The sequence below is a fragment of the Ignavibacteriales bacterium genome (assembly GCA_026390575.1).
In the GTDB taxonomy this organism is placed as follows: domain Bacteria; phylum Bacteroidota; class Ignavibacteria; order UBA10030; family UBA10030; genus Fen-1298.
Map to the genome: position 1 here is coordinate 154670 of JAPLFR010000008.1, position 19596 is coordinate 174265.

General features: G+C 40.1%; 13 protein-coding genes. All 13 read left to right on the plus strand.

Annotated features, from left to right (window positions below):
* Nucleotides 1-38 precede the first annotated feature (38 nt).
* The 13 genes from NTX44_06875 to asnB all read left to right on the plus strand — a co-directional run bounded on the left by NTX44_06875 (nt 39) and on the right by asnB (nt 19501).
* Nucleotides 39-3188, plus strand: a complete 3150-nt coding sequence (locus NTX44_06875; protein ID MCX6121328.1) for a biopolymer transporter Tol — start codon at nt 39-41, stop codon at nt 3186-3188.
* Between the two features lie 2 nt (nt 3189-3190).
* Nucleotides 3191-4114 (plus strand): DUF5683 domain-containing protein, encoded by a 924-nt coding sequence (locus NTX44_06880; GenBank protein MCX6121329.1) that lies wholly within the window; start codon nt 3191-3193, stop codon nt 4112-4114.
* A 162-nt stretch (nt 4115-4276) separates the two neighbouring features.
* Nucleotides 4277-4819, plus strand: coding sequence for an HIT domain-containing protein (locus NTX44_06885; GenBank protein ID MCX6121330.1), 543 nt, complete (start codon nt 4277-4279; stop codon nt 4817-4819).
* A 57-nt stretch (nt 4820-4876) separates the two neighbouring features.
* The gene (locus NTX44_06890) at nt 4877-7261 is read left to right on the plus strand and encodes an SLBB domain-containing protein (protein MCX6121331.1); all 2385 of its coding nucleotides are present in this window, start codon (nt 4877-4879) and stop codon (nt 7259-7261) included.
* Between the two features lie 63 nt (nt 7262-7324).
* The gene (locus NTX44_06895; GenBank protein MCX6121332.1) at nt 7325-8365 is read left to right on the plus strand and encodes a hypothetical protein; all 1041 of its coding nucleotides are present in this window, start codon (nt 7325-7327) and stop codon (nt 8363-8365) included.
* A 68-nt stretch (nt 8366-8433) separates the two neighbouring features.
* The gene (locus NTX44_06900; GenBank protein ID MCX6121333.1) at nt 8434-9735 is read left to right on the plus strand and encodes a nucleotide sugar dehydrogenase; all 1302 of its coding nucleotides are present in this window, start codon (nt 8434-8436) and stop codon (nt 9733-9735) included.
* A 4-nt stretch (nt 9736-9739) separates the two neighbouring features.
* Entirely contained in the window at nt 9740-10834 is a 1095-nt protein-coding gene (gene wecB / locus NTX44_06905) for a UDP-N-acetylglucosamine 2-epimerase (non-hydrolyzing) (protein MCX6121334.1), read from the plus strand.
* A 14-nt stretch (nt 10835-10848) separates the two neighbouring features.
* Complete coding sequence (locus NTX44_06910) at nt 10849-12984, plus strand: bi-domain-containing oxidoreductase (protein ID MCX6121335.1); 2136 nt, start codon at nt 10849-10851, stop codon at nt 12982-12984.
* A 50-nt stretch (nt 12985-13034) separates the two neighbouring features.
* Nucleotides 13035-14270 carry a glycosyltransferase family 4 protein gene (locus tag NTX44_06915; GenBank protein ID MCX6121336.1) on the plus strand — a complete coding sequence of 412 codons (1236 nt, stop codon included), beginning with the start codon at nt 13035-13037 and terminating at the stop codon, nt 14268-14270.
* On the plus strand, nt 14267-15376 hold the full coding sequence (locus NTX44_06920; protein ID MCX6121337.1) for a DegT/DnrJ/EryC1/StrS family aminotransferase: 1110 nt from the start codon (nt 14267-14269) through the stop codon (nt 15374-15376). Before NTX44_06915 ends, NTX44_06920 begins: the two co-directional genes overlap by 4 nt.
* Entirely contained in the window at nt 15366-16022 is a 657-nt protein-coding gene (locus tag NTX44_06925; GenBank protein ID MCX6121338.1) for a class I SAM-dependent methyltransferase, read from the plus strand. The genes NTX44_06920 and NTX44_06925 overlap by 11 nt, the downstream gene beginning before the upstream one ends.
* 46 nt (nt 16023-16068) lie before the next feature.
* On the plus strand, nt 16069-17535 hold the full coding sequence (locus NTX44_06930; protein ID MCX6121339.1) for an oligosaccharide flippase family protein: 1467 nt from the start codon (nt 16069-16071) through the stop codon (nt 17533-17535).
* Nucleotides 17536-17599: 64 nt separating this feature from the next.
* Nucleotides 17600-19501, plus strand: coding sequence for an asparagine synthase (glutamine-hydrolyzing) (asnB, locus tag NTX44_06935; protein ID MCX6121340.1), 1902 nt, complete (start codon nt 17600-17602; stop codon nt 19499-19501).
* Nucleotides 19502-19596: the final 95 nt, after the last annotated feature.

Below are 19596 nucleotides of genomic sequence, written 5' to 3' on the forward strand. Positions count from 1 at the left end.
TTAAATAAAAGCGAGGGTGATTGAAGCAGGTTTTATTTTTGATACTCATATGTAATGTTGTTACATCTTCGATAACTGTCTCTCAGGAGGATTACAATCATCCTGAATTAGATTGGAAAACGATTGAGACGGAACATTTTCTCGTTCATTTCCATAATGGTGCAGAACGGACGGGACGCGAAGTAGCAACCATCGCTGAAAGCGTTTATGGCCCCGTTACTTCCATGTACGACCACGAACCGGATCAGAAAGTCAGTTTTATCATTCGTGATCACGACGATTACTCGAACGGCGGGGCATATTTCTTTGATAATAAAATTGTCATCTATGCACCTGCATTAGATTTTGAATTGCGCGGTACTCATCCCTGGTTGTGGAGTGTGGTAACGCACGAGTTTACACATATCATTCAAATTCAAACAACCATGAAGTTCGGCAGGAAGGTACCGGGATTTTATTTCCAATGGCTTGGATATGAAAAAGAAAGTCGCCCGGATGTCCTCTATGGGTATCCCAATGTTATTGTTTCATATCCTTTAGCAGGATTTGTTATCCCGCCCTGGTTTGCTGAAGGTGTTGCTCAGTACAGCAATCCAGATCTGGGATATGATACCTGGGATTCTCATCGTGATATGATCTTACGGATGTATATGATAGATGGAAACCCGCTCACTTGGAATGAGATGGCGTTCTTCGGTAAAAATAGTCTCGGAAATGAATCTGTATACAATGCCGGATTCTCTCTCGTAGGATATATCGGGCAGAAATACGGCCCTGATAAACTTCAAGCAATATCGAGACAACTCTCTGCTCCTTTTCGCATTACCATCGACGGTGCACTGGAAGCGGTCCTTGGAAAAACCGGAAACCAGCTTTATGAAGAATGGAAGACAGAAAAGACAACGGTATACAGACATCTTGCAGACTCTCTGAATCCAACGCGAAAAGATGGAGAAATTATTGAAAAGGAAGGATTCGGGAATTTCTATCCTGTCTTCTCGCCGGATGGTTCCAAAATTGCATACGTTTCAAATAAAGAGACAGATCGTTGGGGCAGCAGAATTTATCTGTATGACGTTGCAACGAAAACTTCAAAATTGATGCTGCCGGAAGCGCCATCATCACTGATCCGCTCGTCTCTTTCATTTTCTCCCGACAATAAATGTATCTACTATGCACAAATTACCCGGGAGAATCCTCATTGGTCGGGGTACAGCGATTTGTTCCGATTCGATTTTTCGAAAGAGAAGGAAGAGCGGTTAACTTATGGACTGCGGGCAATGAATCCAAAATTTTCGGTCGATGGAAAAAAACTTGTTTTTACGACCGATGGTGACGGCACGCTCAACATTGGTGTCTGCGATGCCGATGGAAAGAACATAACCCGTTTGACACATTTCCAAAATGGAGAACAGGTGTATACTCCCGGGTGGTCAAAAGACAGCAAAACAATTGCATTCGGATATTCCACAGCTCATAATCAATCCATCGCACTTATCGATTCAAACGGGAACAATTTCCGTGAATTGATTCACACGGGCGATTGTCGTAATCCTTTCTTTGCTTCAGATACAACACTCTTCTATTCGTGGGATCGGGGCGGAATTTTTAACATCTATTCGCTTGATCTGCGCACAAAGTCCGAACAGCAAATTACAAATGTTCTCGGCAGCGCCTTTCTTCCCACAGTCAATAACAAAGGGGATGTCGCATACGTTACGTATACCTCCAGCGGATATAAAATTGCACTGCTTCGACAGGATATGACCAGTGTTCCAGTACCATTAGTTTCAGGAAAGGACACAGCAGGAGAGTCGTTCAATACACAGATTTCTTACAGACGCATCATCGAGATGAAACAGGGAGAGGAGGCATCGCCGGCACGCAGTGTGCATTCGCTCTCGGAAAACAAATCCATGCTTCAAGCAAGACCCTATCGTTCAGTCTTCACCAGCCTCTCCATTATTCCGCTGCTTCGGATCGACACGTATAATAAAAACAGCAGCGGACTTGATGTTGTGAAGCCGGGATTCTATTTTACTTCTTCCGATGTGTTAGATAAATTAAGTATTTTCGGCGGCGCCGATATAAATAGAAAATTAGAAAGAGATCTTTTTTTGGTACTCCAATATAGCGGCCGTTTGCCCATCCTGTATCAATTAGGATTGGACCCGACAGCCTCGCTTGAAGTTTACAATATTACCCGAACACGGAATGTGTCTTTTTCATTTCCGGGCAATCCGGATCCCTTGTATTTTGACGCTGATGTCACTTATAATCTTTCAGAATTCGATTTTTCACTCAAACAAAAAATGTTTTCGGAATATTGCGATGTAAAATTGAATTATTCATTGAGCCGGTTCAGTCAGGATTTTGGAAGTTGGTTTTATCAAATTCCGGGCGATCCAAAAAATAACCAGGTAATTCCTGGTACAGGATCAACGTATTTTATCGGCAATAGCTTCTCCCTCCAGTTGAGATATGATGGTATTCTTCCTTCCTTGGATAAAGACATCAATCCGGTCGGGAGATCTTTCTCGATGAAATATTTTCTTGAGATGGACAAGTTTAATCCAACAGATTCTACTTCGACATCCGGAGGGTTTCGAGTTCCTGTCTACACGAAGTACAATATTTCGAGATTTGAACTGGCGTGGAATGAACACCTTGCTCTACCTTTTCCGCGGCACACGATTTCGTTCACAGTAAATGCCTCCGGCATATTGGGACCTCCTCTTGACGAGTTTTTCGATTACTATGCAGGCGGGTTCATTGGAATGCGCGGTTATTCATTTTATGCGCTCGGTGGAAATAAAACAGTGACACTGAACGCAACATATAGATTCCCGATTGCCACTCAATTAGATTTTCGAGTTCTTCAAATTTATTTTTCCAAACTCTACGGTTCCGTATTTTACGATATAGGAAATGCATGGCCTCGTGAAACGGCATCTGATAATTTTTGGAAGCAGGATGCCGGTTTCGAACTCCGGCTTGAAACATTTTCCTTCTATGCCTATCCAACACGCATCTTTTTTTCAGGTGCGTATGGTTTAGATCAATTTTCTCGGAATGTCCAGGATATCAATACCACTACAGTCACGTACGGCCACGAATGGCGTTTCTATTTGGGCGTGTTGTTTGGATTTGAATTAAACGACATCATGCCCCGGCAATTAATGAGGTAATCATGAAATATCGAATTTTAATAACCGGACTCTTAGCGCTATTTATCACAACCATTTCTCTCAGCCAATATCTTCATCTCCCGACATATAAATCCAGCAAAACATTCCTCACGGGGAATTTACAAAATGATTTCGTTATGCAAGAAAATCAGATGAAAGATATCGATGGTTCTGATTCCAATGGTAATTTGGTTGCGAAGAATAAGTATTTTCCGTTAGCTGCCGGATTGTTTTCGGCTGTTATACCAGGCGTAGGACAATTCTATACGAAAAGTTACTGGCAAAGTGCGGCTTTTTTTGGTGCAGAAGTTTTAACGTGGGTTATCTATGCTGCGTATGAAAAAAAAGGTGATCGGCAGACAGATGCGTTCCAAAACTATGCGGATGAACACTGGTCGGTTGTGCAGTATGCTGATTGGATCAATATAAACTTTGGCAGAACAATCAATATCAATCAGGATCTGAGTCTTCATTCCTGGGAAAGAGTTAATTGGGATGAATTAAATACCGTTGAGGAACAGATAGCACAGACCGATCCGCCGACAGGCTTTACGCATAAACTTGCGCCGTACAGTGATCAGCAGTATTATGAAATGATTGGAAAATATTCACAGTTTGGCGGTGGATGGGATGATGCAACCGCATATACAAAAGCCGATGTCATTGCAAATAACGGGATCGGTAATGTCTCTCCGCGATTTATAGAATACAGTAATATGAGAGGTGAAGCAAACAGCTTTTACAATATTGCCACCACTGTCTCGTATGTTATCGTTGCGAATCACGTTTTCAGCGCGCTTGAAGCAGCTTTGAATGCCTCTAAGATTAATCATAGGATTCAATTGCAGGGGCATGTTCAATCAAGAAGAATTTATGGAAACCTAATAGAGTTTGTGCCGACGCTTCAAGTTAAATATGAATTGTAGAATTCTGCCAGCTTGATTCGAATGGATTTGTTTCATAAATTGCTGATGAAGTGCTCAATTTGTAATTTGTTATAGGGTTTACTCTTCCCGCCTTTGTGCCCGAGCACTTTTGCACTGCGGCGGGCAAATAATCATTACTATTCTTTATTCACTGGTCTTAAGATGAAGCGTCTTTTTTCCCCTTGGCGTTCAGCGTATATTCAAACGTTCAGTGAGACAAAAAAATCACATGGATGCCTTTTTTGTACCATGCTGAAAGAGACGTCAGATGATGAGAACCTTATAGTATTGCGTGGAAAATTTTGCTTTGTTGTCCTTAATAAATTCCCTTATAACAGCGGCCATTTGATGGTTGTGCCGTACCGGCATACTTCTCGCTTTGCAAAGCTTTCCAGTGAAGAACATGGAGAGATTATGATGGTAACTGGGAAATGCATCAAAGCGCTTGAAAGAACTTCCAAACCGCAAGGATTTAACTTCGGTGCTAATTTAGGTAGAACCGCAGGTGCGGGTATTGATAAGCACATACATTTCCACCTTGTTCCTCGTTGGGATGGTGACACAAATTTCATGCCCGTCATTGGTGATGTTAAAATTGTGTCAGAAGAAATTCAAAATTTGCATTGTAAGCTTAAAAATCTATTGTCCTCATCTCATCGGATGAAGAACAAGAATGCGCAGATTCAAAAATATTCAAAATCATAAATCAAATGACTGCGAATCTCTCCTTCAATGTATGTACAGATGCCAAAGGGATCTGCAATGAATAAACACAATATTACATTCTGCTTAATTGTATCCATATGGCTAGCGGGCACCGGAGTTCGCTTAGTAGCTCAAACGAAAACTCAGGCTGAATCTGCCCTTCAGCGTTTAACACCGGAAGAGATTGACCGTAAGTTGAAAGAACTTGGAATATCGAAGGAAGAGGCGATTAATCGGGCTTCTGCATTAAATATTAATCTTGAAGATTATCTTAGGAATATGCAAACGGTACCCGGTGAAACTCCGACTCCAGGTGTTACCGACACGACGCGAGTTGCACCACCGGTATCGGTTGCGCGAGGTGAAGTCACAATTCAAAAGAAAGACACACTACCGGTTCCCGGATTTGAAGGAAGAATTCCATTAATCCTTCGACCGTTTGGGTATAATATCTTTCAGTATTCAGCATCGACATTCCAACCGGTTGTGAATGTAGCAACGCCTCCGTCTTATGTTCTTGGACCCGGTGACGAGGTTACGATCTCAATGTGGGGCGAAACCAAATTGAATTTTCAAATACCGGTTAATAGAGAAGGAAGTATTGTCATTCCTGATGTCGGCCCCATCCATGCAAGCGGTATGACCATCCAGCAGCTTCGGGACAAGATGTTACGGCGCATGAGTGCTGTCTACTCGAGCCTTCACAATGGAGAATCGGGAGCGACTTCTTTCTTGGATGTATCTCTCGGCAAACTGAGAACTCTTCAGATATTTGTCCTTGGAGAAGCGCAGAAACCCGGTGGATATTCACTTTCATCGTTGTCCACAGCGCTTCATGCATTATACCTTTCTGGCGGGCCGACCATGAATGGATCCCTTCGAAACATCCAGATCGTACGTGGAGGAAAGATCTTTGAAACGTTAGATTTCTATGATTATGCATTACGTCCGGATAAGTCGAAGGATATTCGTTTACAGGATGGGGATATTGTGTTTATAAAACCGGCGGGCAAGCGGGTTGCTCTTGTAGGATTTGTAGTACGACCCGCAATTTATGAGTTGAGTGAATCAGAAAAATTTGGCGATGTTATTGGGTTTGCAGGTGGATTACGATTTAACGCTTACATCGATCGGACGCATATTGAACGGATGATACCATTTAATGAACGTAAAGAGTATACTCACAATTTTTTAGACTTTGATCTTCGGTTTACCTCGCATCAGGAGCTCGAAACCAGTAAATTCGAGATGCAGGATGGAGACGTAGTGACAGTGTTTAAGGTGGATACCATACCGGAAAATCGCGTGACGATTACAGGAAGTGTAAAAAAACCTGGTATCTTTGAGCTCAAACCGGGGATGCGTATCAAGGATTTAATCATGGAAGCAGATAGTTTAGATCGAAACACATTCTCTGAACAGGGGATGCTATTTCGATTGCTGCCCAACCTTCGTCATGAAGTAATTTCTTTTAATCCACGGCTTGCACTAGTGAACGACATCCATAATAACGTAGAGTTGAAAAATGAGGATTCAGTTGCCTTATATAAGGAAAGTCTATTCTTTCCTGAACATTCTGTAAGTGTGGGGGGCTCTGTCAGGTCTCAAGGCCAATATCCGCGGAGAGATAGTATGACGATAGCAGATCTCATTGTGATGGCAGGAGGTCTGACTGAGGGTGCATCGAGTCAGGGCTGGGAGCTGGCTCGTTTAGACACAAGTGTAATCGGAGCACTGAGCCTGGTGAAGCAGTTTAATGTTTCAGAGAATTATTGGGAAGATGACTTTTGCAAGCACTTTGTCCTTCATGATTTCGATCATCTCATGATTCCTTCAAATCCGAAATATAATACACAACGGGTTGTAGGTATCTGGGGCTATGTTTTGTATCCGGGTGCGTATGCTCTGCAAAATGAAGGGGAAAAACTATCCAGTATCATTAGGCGTGCGGGAGGATTGAGGCCTGGAGCGTATCTAGAAGGTTCAAGTTTGTTTCGAAAATGGAAAAATGCTGGGTTGGTATCTATTGATTTTGTGAAAGCTCTTGCTGATACGCAATCACTTGATAATATAACCGTTTTACATGAAGACTCGATCAATATTTCCCCTTTACAGGATTTAATTTACATTCGGGGTGAAGTTTTCATGCCTGCTGCTGTTGCTCACAAGCAAGGTGCAAGTCTCAGTTACTACCTCGGCCAGGCCGGCGGATTGAAAGAGACTGGTGATGAAGACAGGGTCTATGTGACACTGCCGAATGGAAAGAAATGGGAACAGGGATGGTTCATCCTTCCTAGTCCGGAGATCCCTGGCGGCACAATCATCAGTGTTCCAAGGAAAATTGAAAGAGAGGACAAAACATTGTCAATTGTCACAAGCTGGGCAACTATTATGGCAAGTTTGGCGACAATGATGATAGCAATCGTGCAAGTAACAAAATAGAGACGAGAGATATCGGATGAATGATCGGATCATTATTGATGAAATATTTAATGAAGAAGAATATTGAAAGCAACTATGGAAGAAAAGAACGAAGAATTACCAAAATCTTTTGTTGATGTACTCGCGGATTTTATCATTAAGATTAAACCTTCTATCGCTTTACTCTGGAGCAAGCGGAAACAGCTTGTGTTGGTAAATGGCGGAGTAGGAATCATTACAATTATCATTCTGTATTTTCTTGTAAATCCATATTATCAAAGTACAGTCACGATCCTTCCTGATTTTGGCAATAAGAGCTCTGATATGCTTGGACAGTTCTCCGGACTTGCTGCGATGGCCGGAGTGAATGTTGGGGGAGATGTATCGACGCAAATCTATCAAAACCTCATTATGAGTGAAACTGTATTGAGTGAGGTGATCTATCGTAAGTATGAAACAAAAGAATATGATAAACCCGTTAATTTGGTAGAATATTTCGATATCAAACCAGACAAGTCCCTTCCTGATACTCTGCAAAATAGAAAAATGTTTTTAAAAATGTATGAAATGTTGATCAAAGGAAATATATCTATAAGCTATGAACTTAAAACCAAAATTCTTACAATGGTTGTGGAAATGCCGGAGTCTAAACTCTCTGCAGATGTAGCAAATACCTTAGTAATCTCGCTCGATAAATACGTAAGAACACAAAGGAAATCTTTTGCAACCGAGCAAAGAAAATATCTTGTTTCTAGAGTTCAACAGATCAAAGATACTTTGACATCGAGTGAAGATGCTTTGAAATCTTTTAGAGAGAAAAATAGACAAATAGCACAGTCTCCAGAGTTATTGCTAGAGCAAAGTAGATTGATGCGGAATGTCGAAATTCAGCAAACAATTTTTATTGAACTAACAAAGCAGCTTGAACTTGTGAAGTTGGCAGAAGTAAAAGATGTACCAGTGGTGAATGTTAGGGAATATGCTAAGGATCCGGTTGTTAAGACAGGTCCGAAACGGGTGATGACACTGGCTCTCATTCTCTTCTTCTCGTTCCTGTGCTCTGCCGGATGGATGATAGGAAGAGAAAAGGTGCATGATACGATTGAGAAGATTAAGAAGGGATAAGTAATAAACTGATGGGATTTGGAAAATAAATAGAGCACAAAATAATTAGTCGGGGGTAGGTGTAAGGAATGAAAGAAATATTACTAAAAAAAATTGAATCAAAAGATTTCACAGTCGGTGTGGTGGGGATGGGATATGTAGGTCTTCCATTGATCTTATGCTTTATAGAAAAAGGTTTTAGAGCAATTGGCATAGATATTGACAAGAAGAAAATTGATACTATCAGAAATGGGAAGTCGTATATCAAGCATATACCAGAAGAACGAATCCTGAAAGCGATTAATTCGAACCTCTTTATACCTACAACTGATTTTTCCAAAGTAGCTGATTGCGATGCGATTCTCATAGCAGTTCCTACACCTCTCAATAAGAATCGTGAACCGGATATGGAATACATTGTTAAAACATGTGAATCGGTGTATCCTCATATTCGGAAAGGACAACTCATTGTATTGGAATCTTCAACATATCCAGGGACTACTGAGGAGGTTGTTGTCCCGATATTAGAAAAAAGCGGATTGAGAGTTGATAGAGATTTCTATGTCGGATATTCACCAGAAAGAGAAGACCCGAATAATCGCGATTATCGCACAGAAACTATTCCGAAAGTAGTAGGTGCCACTTCTTTGGATGGATTGGCGGTTGCTGAGAAGATATATCAACAAATCGTTGTAAAGACTGTCCCAGTATCCTCAACTCGGGTTGCTGAAGCAACGAAGCTCATGGAAAATATTTTCAGAAGCGTAAATATTGCTTTGGTGAACGAATTAAAAGTAACATTTATGAAAATGGGAATCGATATCTGGGAAGTAATTGATGCGGCAAAAACAAAACCGTTTGGGTATATGCCATTCTATCCCGGACCGGGGCTTGGCGGGCATTGCATCCCTATTGATCCGTTCTATCTCACTTGGAAAGCGAGGGAGTATGGCGTCAATACTCGTTTTATTGAATTAGCCGGTGAAATTAATACTTCTATGCCTGATTTTGTCGTAAGTCGAGTGATGGATGTGTTGAATGAATTTGGCAAATCTCTTAAAGGCTCTAAAATATTAATGCTTGGTTTGGCATACAAGGCGAATGTGGATGATGATCGTGAATCGCCAAGTTATTTTTTAATGGAAAAATTAGAAAAAAAGGGTGCAATAGTTGAATATAATGACCCGTTCATACCGGTTATTAAGCCGACTCGGGAACACCCTCAGTTTATAGGCAAAAAATCTGTAGATATATCGAAAGATTATGATCTGATTTTAATTACCACAGCGCATGATATTTATAAGACCATGGATTTGTTATCGCTTAATATACCTATCGTTGATACACGTAATTTAATACATACGGTTTCTTCACTCGTTCATAAAGCATAAATCATTGAAAACAATAATTTCTGTTGTTGGAGCGCGGCCAAACTTTATGAAGGCAGCTCCAATCTATAAAGAATTGCTTTCACATCGTCATGAAGTCAGGCATATACTATGCCACACCGGGCAGCATTACGATGAAAAAATGTCAAAGGTGTTTTTTAATGAATTGGATTTGCCGAAACCAGATTTTTATCTCGGTGTCGGTTCGGGAACTCACGCCGAACAGACAGCTGGAGTAATGGTTGGATTTGAGAAAGTAGTGCTCGAAGAGAAGCCCGACCTTATCATTGTGTACGGCGATGTAAATTCAACTGTCGCATGTAGTCTCGTGGCGTCTAAACTAAACATTAAGCTAGCACATGTGGAATCTGGATTACGCAGTCATGATCGGACTATGCCAGAAGAGATAAATAGGATTATAACGGATACACTTTCGGATTATTTATTTGTTACAGAGTCGTCAGGTATAGAAAATTTACTACATGAAGGAATTAATAAAGAAAAAATTCATTTTGTTGGCAATGTTATGATTGACAGTCTTTTGCATTATCTCCCAAAGATAGCATGCTCGCCTATATTCACTACACTGGGTATTAAAAAAGATGAATTTATTCTTGTGACTCTGCACAGACCGAGCAATGTTGATTCAAAAAATAATTTGGAAACAATCCTTAACACTTTGAATATTCTCTCACAGAAATATCCTGTTGTATTTCCGATGCATCCGCGGACAAAAAAAAATATCAATGAATATGAATTAAATAGTTTGATTTCTAACAATATCATTGTAACTGATCCGTTGGGCTACATAGATTTCCTTGCATTAATGAACTTCGCGAAACTTGTGATTACTGATAGCGGAGGCATTCAGGAAGAATGCACATTCTTAAAAGTGCAATGCCTGACAGCAAGAGAAAATACTGAACGCCCGATCACGGTCGAAGTTGGGACAAACCATTTGCTCGGCACTGACTGGAAAAAAATACAAGTTATTGCAAAAGAAATACTAAACGGAAAAATAAAAATGGGGACAATTCCAGAATTATGGGATGGCCATGCAAGTGAAAGAATTGTAGATATCTTACTTCCCCCAAAAATTTAATTACAAACTAGACTATGAAACAAGCAATCATAAAAAAAGGTAAAGTATTCGCTGAACAAATGCCCGCCCCTGTCGTTTCAAAGGGGAGTGTTCTTATTAAAGTAGTTAATAGTTGCATATCTGCAGGCACTGAAATGAGTGGTGTTGTTGAAAGTGGGAAATCACTTATTACGAGAGCTATGGAACAACCCTCAAATGTTTCAAAAGCAATTAGCATGATTCGATCAGATGGAATTGCCAGATCATATAAGAAAATTATGGGCAAACTGGATTCCGGTCATCCGACAGGATATTCCATCTCGGGAATTGTCATCGGTGTTGGTGAGAGGACAACACGTTTTAGAGTCGGCGACAAAATTGCGGCAGCGGGCGCCGGATTGGCGAATCATGCTGAATATGTTGATGTACCAGAACAATTAGTAATGCATATTCCGGCAAATCTCGGATTTTTAGAAGCATCTACGGTAACTTTGGGCGGTATAGCGATGCAAGGAGTTCGCCGGGCAAATATCGCGATCGGAGAGTACTGTGTCGTTATCGGGGCTGGTATTCTTGGTTTGCTTTCAGTGCAGATACTTCGTCATTCGGGAGTGCGTGTAATCGTCGTCGATATCGACTCGGTACGCCTGGATGTTGCTAGAGAGATCGGGGCTGAGATCGTCATCAATTCCAAAAAAGAAGACCCAGTAAAAGTGGTTGAGAATTATACGGGTGGATTCGGTGCTGATGCAGTTCTCTTTACCGCATCGACAACCAGTAGTGAACCGCTTTCTCAAGCATTCCAAATGTGCAAGAAAAAGGGACGTGTCGTTCTTGTTGGGGTCGTAGGTATGACGATTAATAGGGAAGACATGTATGCGAAAGAACTAGATTTTTTGATCTCTACTTCATACGGTCCAGGTCGATATGATAAAAATTATGAAGACAAGGGATTGGATTATCCTTATGCATATATCCGGTGGACAGAAAATCGGAACATGGAAGAATATCTGCGCCTTATTCATACCGGAGCGATTAAGCTTGAAAAACTAATTAGTCGGATTTTTCCAATTGAAGAAGTGACGAAAGCATTTGAATCGCTAAAAAGTTCCGTTCAACGTCCCTTGATGGTAATTTTGGAATACGGAGAACCGGAAGAATCCGAATTGGTAGAGTATCTCCATCATGAGAGAAAAGTACAGACAGGCATTGTGGAGGTGAAGAATGATATTGTCAATGTTGCCCTCGTAGGTGTTGGCAGTTTCGCAACGGGAATGCATTTGCCGAATATGAAAAAACTGAAGGAAAAGTATCGACTGTATGCTGTTCTGGACCGCGTTGGCCATAGGTCTAAGACTATCGCCGAGCAATATAAGGCGGCGTTTGCCACTACGAATTATGCTGATGTCCTCAACGACCCCAATATCGATCTGATATTTATCTCAACTCAGCATGATTCTCACGCTGAATTGGCACTACAGGCACTACAAGCTGGAAAAAATGTCTTTGTGGAAAAACCGTTAGCGACTAACCAGAAGGATCTTGATAAAATCAAAGCCTTTTACAGCAATAAAGATATAGTCAAACCCTTACTGCTAGTCGGTTTCAATCGGCGATTTAGCAGATATGCCTGTGAAATAAAAAAACATATCGATAAACGAATAAATCCAATGGTGATCCGCTATCGCATGAATGCAGGATACATCCCTCTCGATCATTGGGTGCATGAACACGGCGGTCGAATTGTGGGCGAAGCGTGTCATATTATTGACCTGATGACATATTTTATTGGAACGAAAGTCGTTAGTATAAGTGTCGAATCGATGACACCGAAAACGTCGAAGTACAGCAGCAGTGATAATAAATCAATCATCTTGAAATACGACGAAGGATCGATCTGCACCATTGATTATTTTGCCATCGGGAGTCGGGAGATCCCCAAAGAATTTATGGAAATTCATTTTGATGAAAAAACAATCATCATGAATGATTATAAATCATTGATCGGTCATGGTCTGACATTGAATCCAATTTCAACATCAATTAGTGAAAAAGGTCATTTAGAAGAATTGGATATTCTTTATCAAACGCTTAAGCAATCTAGTCCTTGGCCTATTGAATTATGGGATATGATTCAGACGATGGAAATCACTTTCGCTGTTGCTCCATAAAACTAACTGAAATAGACATAACGGAAATTCTACGCACAGATCATCGCAAAATGAGAACAACAAAAATTCTCTTTTTAGGATCATTTCCTCCACCGTTTGGAGGTATTGCCTCGCATCTTTATGATCTCTTTAAGGTGTTTGCTGATGCAAAACGCGATTTTTATGTATTTGATATATACCAGAGGGACCTTTCGAATGATGAAGGTTATCTCCACTTGCGTTCACAGAAGAGAAGGGGAAAATTATTCTCTCATCTCTCTTCGCTGTTCTGCTTCGTACGGTACCTCAATAGATTTACTATAGTCCTTTTTCAGACGGTGAAATTCTATGGAAAAGGGGACCAAGAATTTCTCTTTCCATTCAAGGTAGTCCTCACACTTATCGAACTCATTAAAACTATCCGAAATGATGGTATCACCACTCTCTCCGCCTATCATACATTTCCAGAAGGGATGTACGCATATTTTATAAGAAAGTATTTTTTTACTGAGATTTGTTATTCTGTGACTGTGTTTGGTGAACTTCAGGCGGATACCATTCATATTTCAAAACATGAAAAGTTATACAATCAAATATTGAAAAATGCCAACATTTTGATGGCATCAAGTCAATATTGTGGAAGTGGTGTAGAAAAGGTCGGACTCTCGACAGCGAAAGTTTCCGTTATTCCGTATGGCATAGATATCGATCATTTTAAACGGACTATTCCCTATGAAGAAACTAAATCAAAGCGGAAGATTTTGTTCGTCGGTCATATAAATGTGCGAATGGGGCTGGAATGTTTGTTGAATGCGTTGGCTATTCTGAAAAAGAAAAGCATTGAAACAAATGTTATAATTGTTGGTAATGATCATGGGTTCCTTTCAGAATTTACGAAGTTGGTGAATACTTTTGGGCTTGTAGATAATATTTCGATACAAAAAAACGTTTCATACAATGCACTGCGTACTATTTATGATGAATCGTATCTTTATGTAAATACGGCAAATACCAAATTGCCCTGTATGGGATTGTCCATGAAAGAGGCGATGGCTTCAGAATTACCCGTGATCGCATCAAATGCCGGTGGAATTCCAGAAGCAGTAGTTATCGGGGAGACAGGTTACATCTTTCCGGCAGATGATGCGATTGAGTTAGCGAAATATATTGAGTTGACGCTCACGAATTTTGAATTATCAAAAAAGATGGGAAAGTCAGGAAGAAGAAGGGCGGAAGAAATCTTTGATAAGAATAAAACAAGCCAGAATATTTTAGATATATTAAATATGATGGAAAAAAACTTATGACAACCCACCAAATTGTACCTCTCATTGAACCCTATTTGGGAAAGAATGCTCGTCTTTATGTCTCCGAATGTATTGATAGCAACTGGATTAGTTCAAGAGGGCATTTCATTCCTGATTTTGAAGACGCATTTGCAAAATTTATCGGAACAAAATACGCTGTTGCTGTGTCAAACGGAACGGTCGCAATTCATTTGGCGCTTGTCAGTCTGGGTATCAAGGAGGGGGACGAAGTCATTGTTCCCGACCTAACATTTGCCGCTACCATTAATGCAGTGCTGCATGCACACGCCACTCCAGTAATCGTTGATATTGATCGTGATACATGGAATATTTCACCTGAAAAGATTATTGAAGTCATCACGACAAAAACGAAAGCTATCATCCCTGTTCACTTATATGGTTATCCGTGCAATATGGATGAAATTATGAAAATCGGTGAAAAGTATAATCTGAAAATTATTGAAGATGCTGCAGAAGCTCATGGCGCTGAATTCGACGGAAAGAAGGTTGGTAGTTTTGGTGTAGTTGGAACGTTCAGTTTTTATGGAAATAAAATAATCACTACTGGAGAAGGTGGAATCTGTGTGACGGATGATAATCATCTTTATGAGAAGATGATCATTTTACGTGACCATGGAATGAACCGTCAGAATAAATATCAATATGATGTAGTGGGGTACAATTATCGAATGACGAATCCTCAAGCGGCGATGGGATTTGCGCAGCTCGAAGAGATCAATGAGATAATTACCCAGCGCAATCTTATCAAGAGTTGGTATGACACTGAATTTAAAAAAAATAAATTAATCACATTACGGAAGGATACGAAAAAGGTTGAATCGGTTAACTGGCTATTCACCTGTTTGATAGAAAACCGTGATGAGGTGATCAAGAAATTGGCTTTGAATTACATTGAAACTCGTCCCATGTTCTATCCGCTTCATCAAATGGAGATTTATAAAAGATATTCAAAGAACATTTGTATTAATTCAAGTGAAATATCCCTTAAAGGGATCAGCTTACCAACCTACTTTAAGATTCCCTATTCTTATGTGGAACGCGTGTGTCATTCACTTCTAGCCGAGGAAAAATCCTATGCCTGCTGAACCGTTTAAATTTGACGGTGTATTAGATGAATGGAAGAGCAATCAAATTCTCCGCTTCTGTAATAAATCAGCACTCGACATAGGGTGTAATACAGGTGAACTTGTTTCTTTTTTGAATTCACGGAATATTTATACTGAAGGTTTAGATTCCAATCAAGAATTTATTTACGCTGCTCGAAAAAAATATTCAACACTTCATTTTAACTGTGGAAGCGATTTATCGATTTTTAAAGATAATCAATTTGAGAGTGTCATCGCATGGAATGTGATAGAGCATATCCATGATGATCTTGATGCTCTCCATCAAATGGTGCGCATAGCGTCTCACAATGTGATCCTATCAATTCCCAAAGAAGATGAATTATCCTTGCCTGATTCTCGCGTCACTTATCGACCGTACGTCGATCCGACTCATAAACATTACTATACTCGAGATATCCTCCTGTCCATGGTTTCGCAGATAGGCCCGTATATTACTTATTTTGAGGATACAACTCGTGTCCGGCCGCTTCTAGCATATCAGAAAATTGGTATACCGCGGTGGCTCTGTGCATCACTGGATACACTGTTCTGGAAATTTGGCTCCCAAAAGGAATTATTTCATGCTAACATCATGATGGTGGTGGAAAAAAAATATAGAGCTTGATTTTTTATTATAACAATGATAGACAAACGGCTGAGAGTGTACAAGATTGCTACATCAGTTAAAATCAATTTCAAAAGAGACAATTATTTATGGGGTGGGCGGTGCAGCAGGGAGCATCGTTTCATTTTTATTATTGCCGTTGTATACGAAATTCCTCACGCCGGAAGATTACGGGTATCTTGCAATTTTTTCTGTGTTTCAGTCTATCATTGAAATTACCGCCGTCTTTGGTCTAAGCTCTGGGTTGTTTCGCTATTACCTGATGGCGAAGGACGAAGCTGAACAACGGATGGTCATGAACACTTGCTTTTGGACTCAAACTCTTTTTATTATCGTTCTCGCCGCGATCACGCTTCCAATGGTAAGCCAGTTCTCTCAGGTTCTTTTCGGCAGCACTAAATATTCGTACTTATTTACAATGGTTACAGCCACAGGTCTTTTGTCTGCCTTTGGAAGCTTCATTTTTTCGTTCATGCGGGCGAAAAGGAAACCGGTTTTTTTTGCTTTCGCGCAAATTGTTAAGGTGACACTCCTAACACTTACGAATGTCTATTTTGTCGCCGTACTCCACTGGAATTATTCCGGGATCATTATCGGAAATCTTACCGTGCTAATCGTTATCACGGTGATTGTACTTGGATGGTTCTCCAGATTCATTGGCTTTTCTTTTTCCGCGGTCATTTTAAAAAAACTTTTCGTTTTCATCAGTCCTATCTATGTTGTAAACTTGTTTTTCCTCCTTCTCAATCTCTCTGACCGCTTCTTTCTGAATCATTTTCTTACTCCAACGGAAGTTGGCCTTTATTCCTACGGGAATAAGATCGGGTCAATCGTGATGATCGGAGTTGTTACTCCGTTTTCAACTGCCATCGTGCCATACGCCCTGTCTATTGCGAAAGAGGATCACTTTAAAAAAACATTCTCTAAGATCATCAAGTATTTCCTTCTGATTCTCATATATCTTTCCATGTGTATTTTTTACTTTTCGAAGGAGATCGTCTTAGCGGTATCGAATGCATCCTATGTCGACGCGAGTGGCATCGTTGGCCCCATCCTTCTCTCAAGTATCTTTTACGGACTCTATTATAATTTGAGCATTGCCATCGATATAGTGGAAAAAACGTACCTCGCAACTATCGTTGTAGTAACGGGTGCCGTTGTCAGCATCAGTCTCAACTACAGTACGATACCGTTTCTCGGGATGTATGGATCAGCGCTTGCCAGCTGTGTTTCAAATGGTGTTCTTCTCTTATTCATGTATTATTATTGTCAGAAATACTTTTACATTCATTACGAAGTGAATGCTTTTCTAAGAGTGATTGGTATTATCATATTCTATTCCATTTTTTATTTCATTCTCCCCGGAATTGGCATTCAGGATGTAATGACTATTTTAATCAAAGTTGCATTGTGTATTTTATTTCCATTTCTCTTATATGTTTTTCGGGTTTTTGATGAGGATGAAAGAAAATATGCTAAAAAATATCTACATAGTAGAATACCTATATTTTAAGCATTCATCCAATGGGTATTAAAAGTTTTATTTTTACATTTATAGAAGATCCAAGGATTACAATATGTGTGGCATAGTAGGAGCACTCACGTTCCAAGATAGTTCTTTCAAAATATCGGAAGATTATCTCGTCACGATGAGAGATACAATGGTATGTCGCGGGCCTGATGGCGGTGGAATATGGATCGCAATGGATGGATCAATAGGATTCGGCCACCGTCGTCTGTCGATCATCGATATGTCTGTTGCCGCCTCACAGCCAATGAGTAATCAGGATGGTACACTTTGGATCACGTATAATGGTGAAATTTATAACCATGCCGATCTCCGCAAGGAATTGGAAGCAACAAACAAGTATCGTTGGAAGACAGATCATTCTGATACGGAAGTAATTTTGCATGCATACGAAGAATGGGGAGATAAATGTATTAACAAGTTTCGCGGAATGTTTGCCTTTGCATTATGGAATGCGAACAACGAAGAGCTATGGCTTGTCCGTGATCGCATCGGTGTGAAACCACTTTATTACAGTGTCCATCATAATCGGATTACATTTGCATCGGAAATAAAGGCTCTATTAAAGGATCCGGATCAGAAGAAATCAGTAAATGAAGAAGCTTTTTATCATTACTTATCGTTCCTAACGTCTCCAGCGCCTATGACAATGTTTGAGGGAATTCAAAAATTAGAGGCAGGTTCTTGGCTCAAGATTAATCGCGATGGCAACATAATAAAAATTAAATATTGGGACGTCCTCGATCATCAGACTGACTTAGCTGGTTTTTCTGAAGACGAGATTGCATCAATGATTCTTGATGAACTTAGTACATCAGTCAAACTTCGCAAGGTAAGTGATGTACCGGTAGGTGTGTTTCTTTCAGGAGGCATCGATTCCAGCACTAATGCAGCTCTTTTTTCTGAAGGTGAAAAGAGTGAAATAAAAACATTTACTATTGGATACGACGGCAATTATGAAACCGCACGCAATGAAACGGAATATGCCAAAACGATGGCATATCGAGTCGGCGCACAGTACTACGAACATCTATTAACAGTTAAAGATCTTATCGATTTTATACCAACTATGGTGTATTTGCAGGATGAACCGATCGCTGATCCGATCTGTGTACCGATTTATTACGTTTCCAAATTAGCAAGAACTAATGGAGTCATTGTTTGTCAATTAGGCGAAGGAGCCGACGAATTATTTATAGGATATTCTGGTTGGAAAAAGATATTGTTTTTACAAAAGTGTGTTTCGCGGTTTTCGAAGATTATAAAGAAATTGCTTATGTTAGGGATACAGTTATTCGGAAAGCAAGATACTTTATATTATGAATTTCTCCGTCGCGATTGCGAAAACATACCGATGTTTTGGAGCGGTGCGGAAGCATTTTCTGAAACACACAAAAAACGAATCATTTCCATGCGCCTGCAAAAAAAGTTTGAACATCGTACTTCCTGGGAAGCTATACAGCCAATATGGAATGTCTTTAAGGAAAAATCGAAGGACAAATCCAATTGTCAATGGATGAGTTACATAGATCTCAATTTGCGATTACCTGAACTACTTTTGATGAGAGTAGACAAAATGGCTATGGGCGTCAGTCTTGAGGGTAGGGTGCCTTTCCTCGATCATAAATTTGTCGAACTGGCCATGAGTATTCCGGATTCCTTGAAGATGAAGAATGGAATACTGAAGTATATGCTGAAAAAAGCCGTAAAGGGTCTGATCCCGGAGGAGTTGATATCTAGAAAAAAACAAGGTTTCAGCGTACCAATTTATGAATGGATGTCCCAGCAGCTTGGCGAGAAGGCTAAAAAAGAATTAACTGAATTTTGCGATCAGACTGATTTTCTCGATAAAGCAGAAGTTATGCAGTTGCTTGAACATGGAAAAGAAACAGAGATATGGTGTTTGCTAAATTTTGCACTCTGGTGGAAACAGTATATTCATAATTCTTAGTCAGGTGTATCGAAGAGTTCGGTGCAAAGCAAATGCGAATATGATTTGGAATATTCGAAGCTTCGCATGGATGTGAATAGTATTCTTGAGAATAC

Excerpts from the sequence above, each read along its gene's own strand:
- NTX44_06885 (MCX6121330.1), top strand. The coding sequence starts at position 4,277 with ATGAAGCGTCTTTTTTCCCCTTGGCGTTCAGCGTATATTCAAACGTTC.
- NTX44_06890 (MCX6121331.1), top strand. The coding sequence starts at position 4,877 with ATGAATAAACACAATATTACATTCTGCTTAATTGTATCCATATGGCTA.
- NTX44_06925 (MCX6121338.1), top strand. The coding sequence starts at position 15,366 with ATGCCTGCTGAACCGTTTAAATTTGACGGTGTATTAGATGAATGGAAG.
- NTX44_06920 (MCX6121337.1), top strand. The coding sequence starts at position 14,267 with ATGACAACCCACCAAATTGTACCTCTCATTGAACCCTATTTGGGAAAG.
- NTX44_06900 (MCX6121333.1), top strand. The coding sequence starts at position 8,434 with ATGAAAGAAATATTACTAAAAAAAATTGAATCAAAAGATTTCACAGTC.
- NTX44_06880 (MCX6121329.1), top strand. The coding sequence starts at position 3,191 with ATGAAATATCGAATTTTAATAACCGGACTCTTAGCGCTATTTATCACA.
- NTX44_06910 (MCX6121335.1), top strand. The coding sequence starts at position 10,849 with ATGAAACAAGCAATCATAAAAAAAGGTAAAGTATTCGCTGAACAAATG.
- NTX44_06915 (MCX6121336.1), top strand. The coding sequence starts at position 13,035 with ATGAGAACAACAAAAATTCTCTTTTTAGGATCATTTCCTCCACCGTTT.
- asnB (MCX6121340.1), top strand. The coding sequence starts at position 17,600 with ATGTGTGGCATAGTAGGAGCACTCACGTTCCAAGATAGTTCTTTCAAA.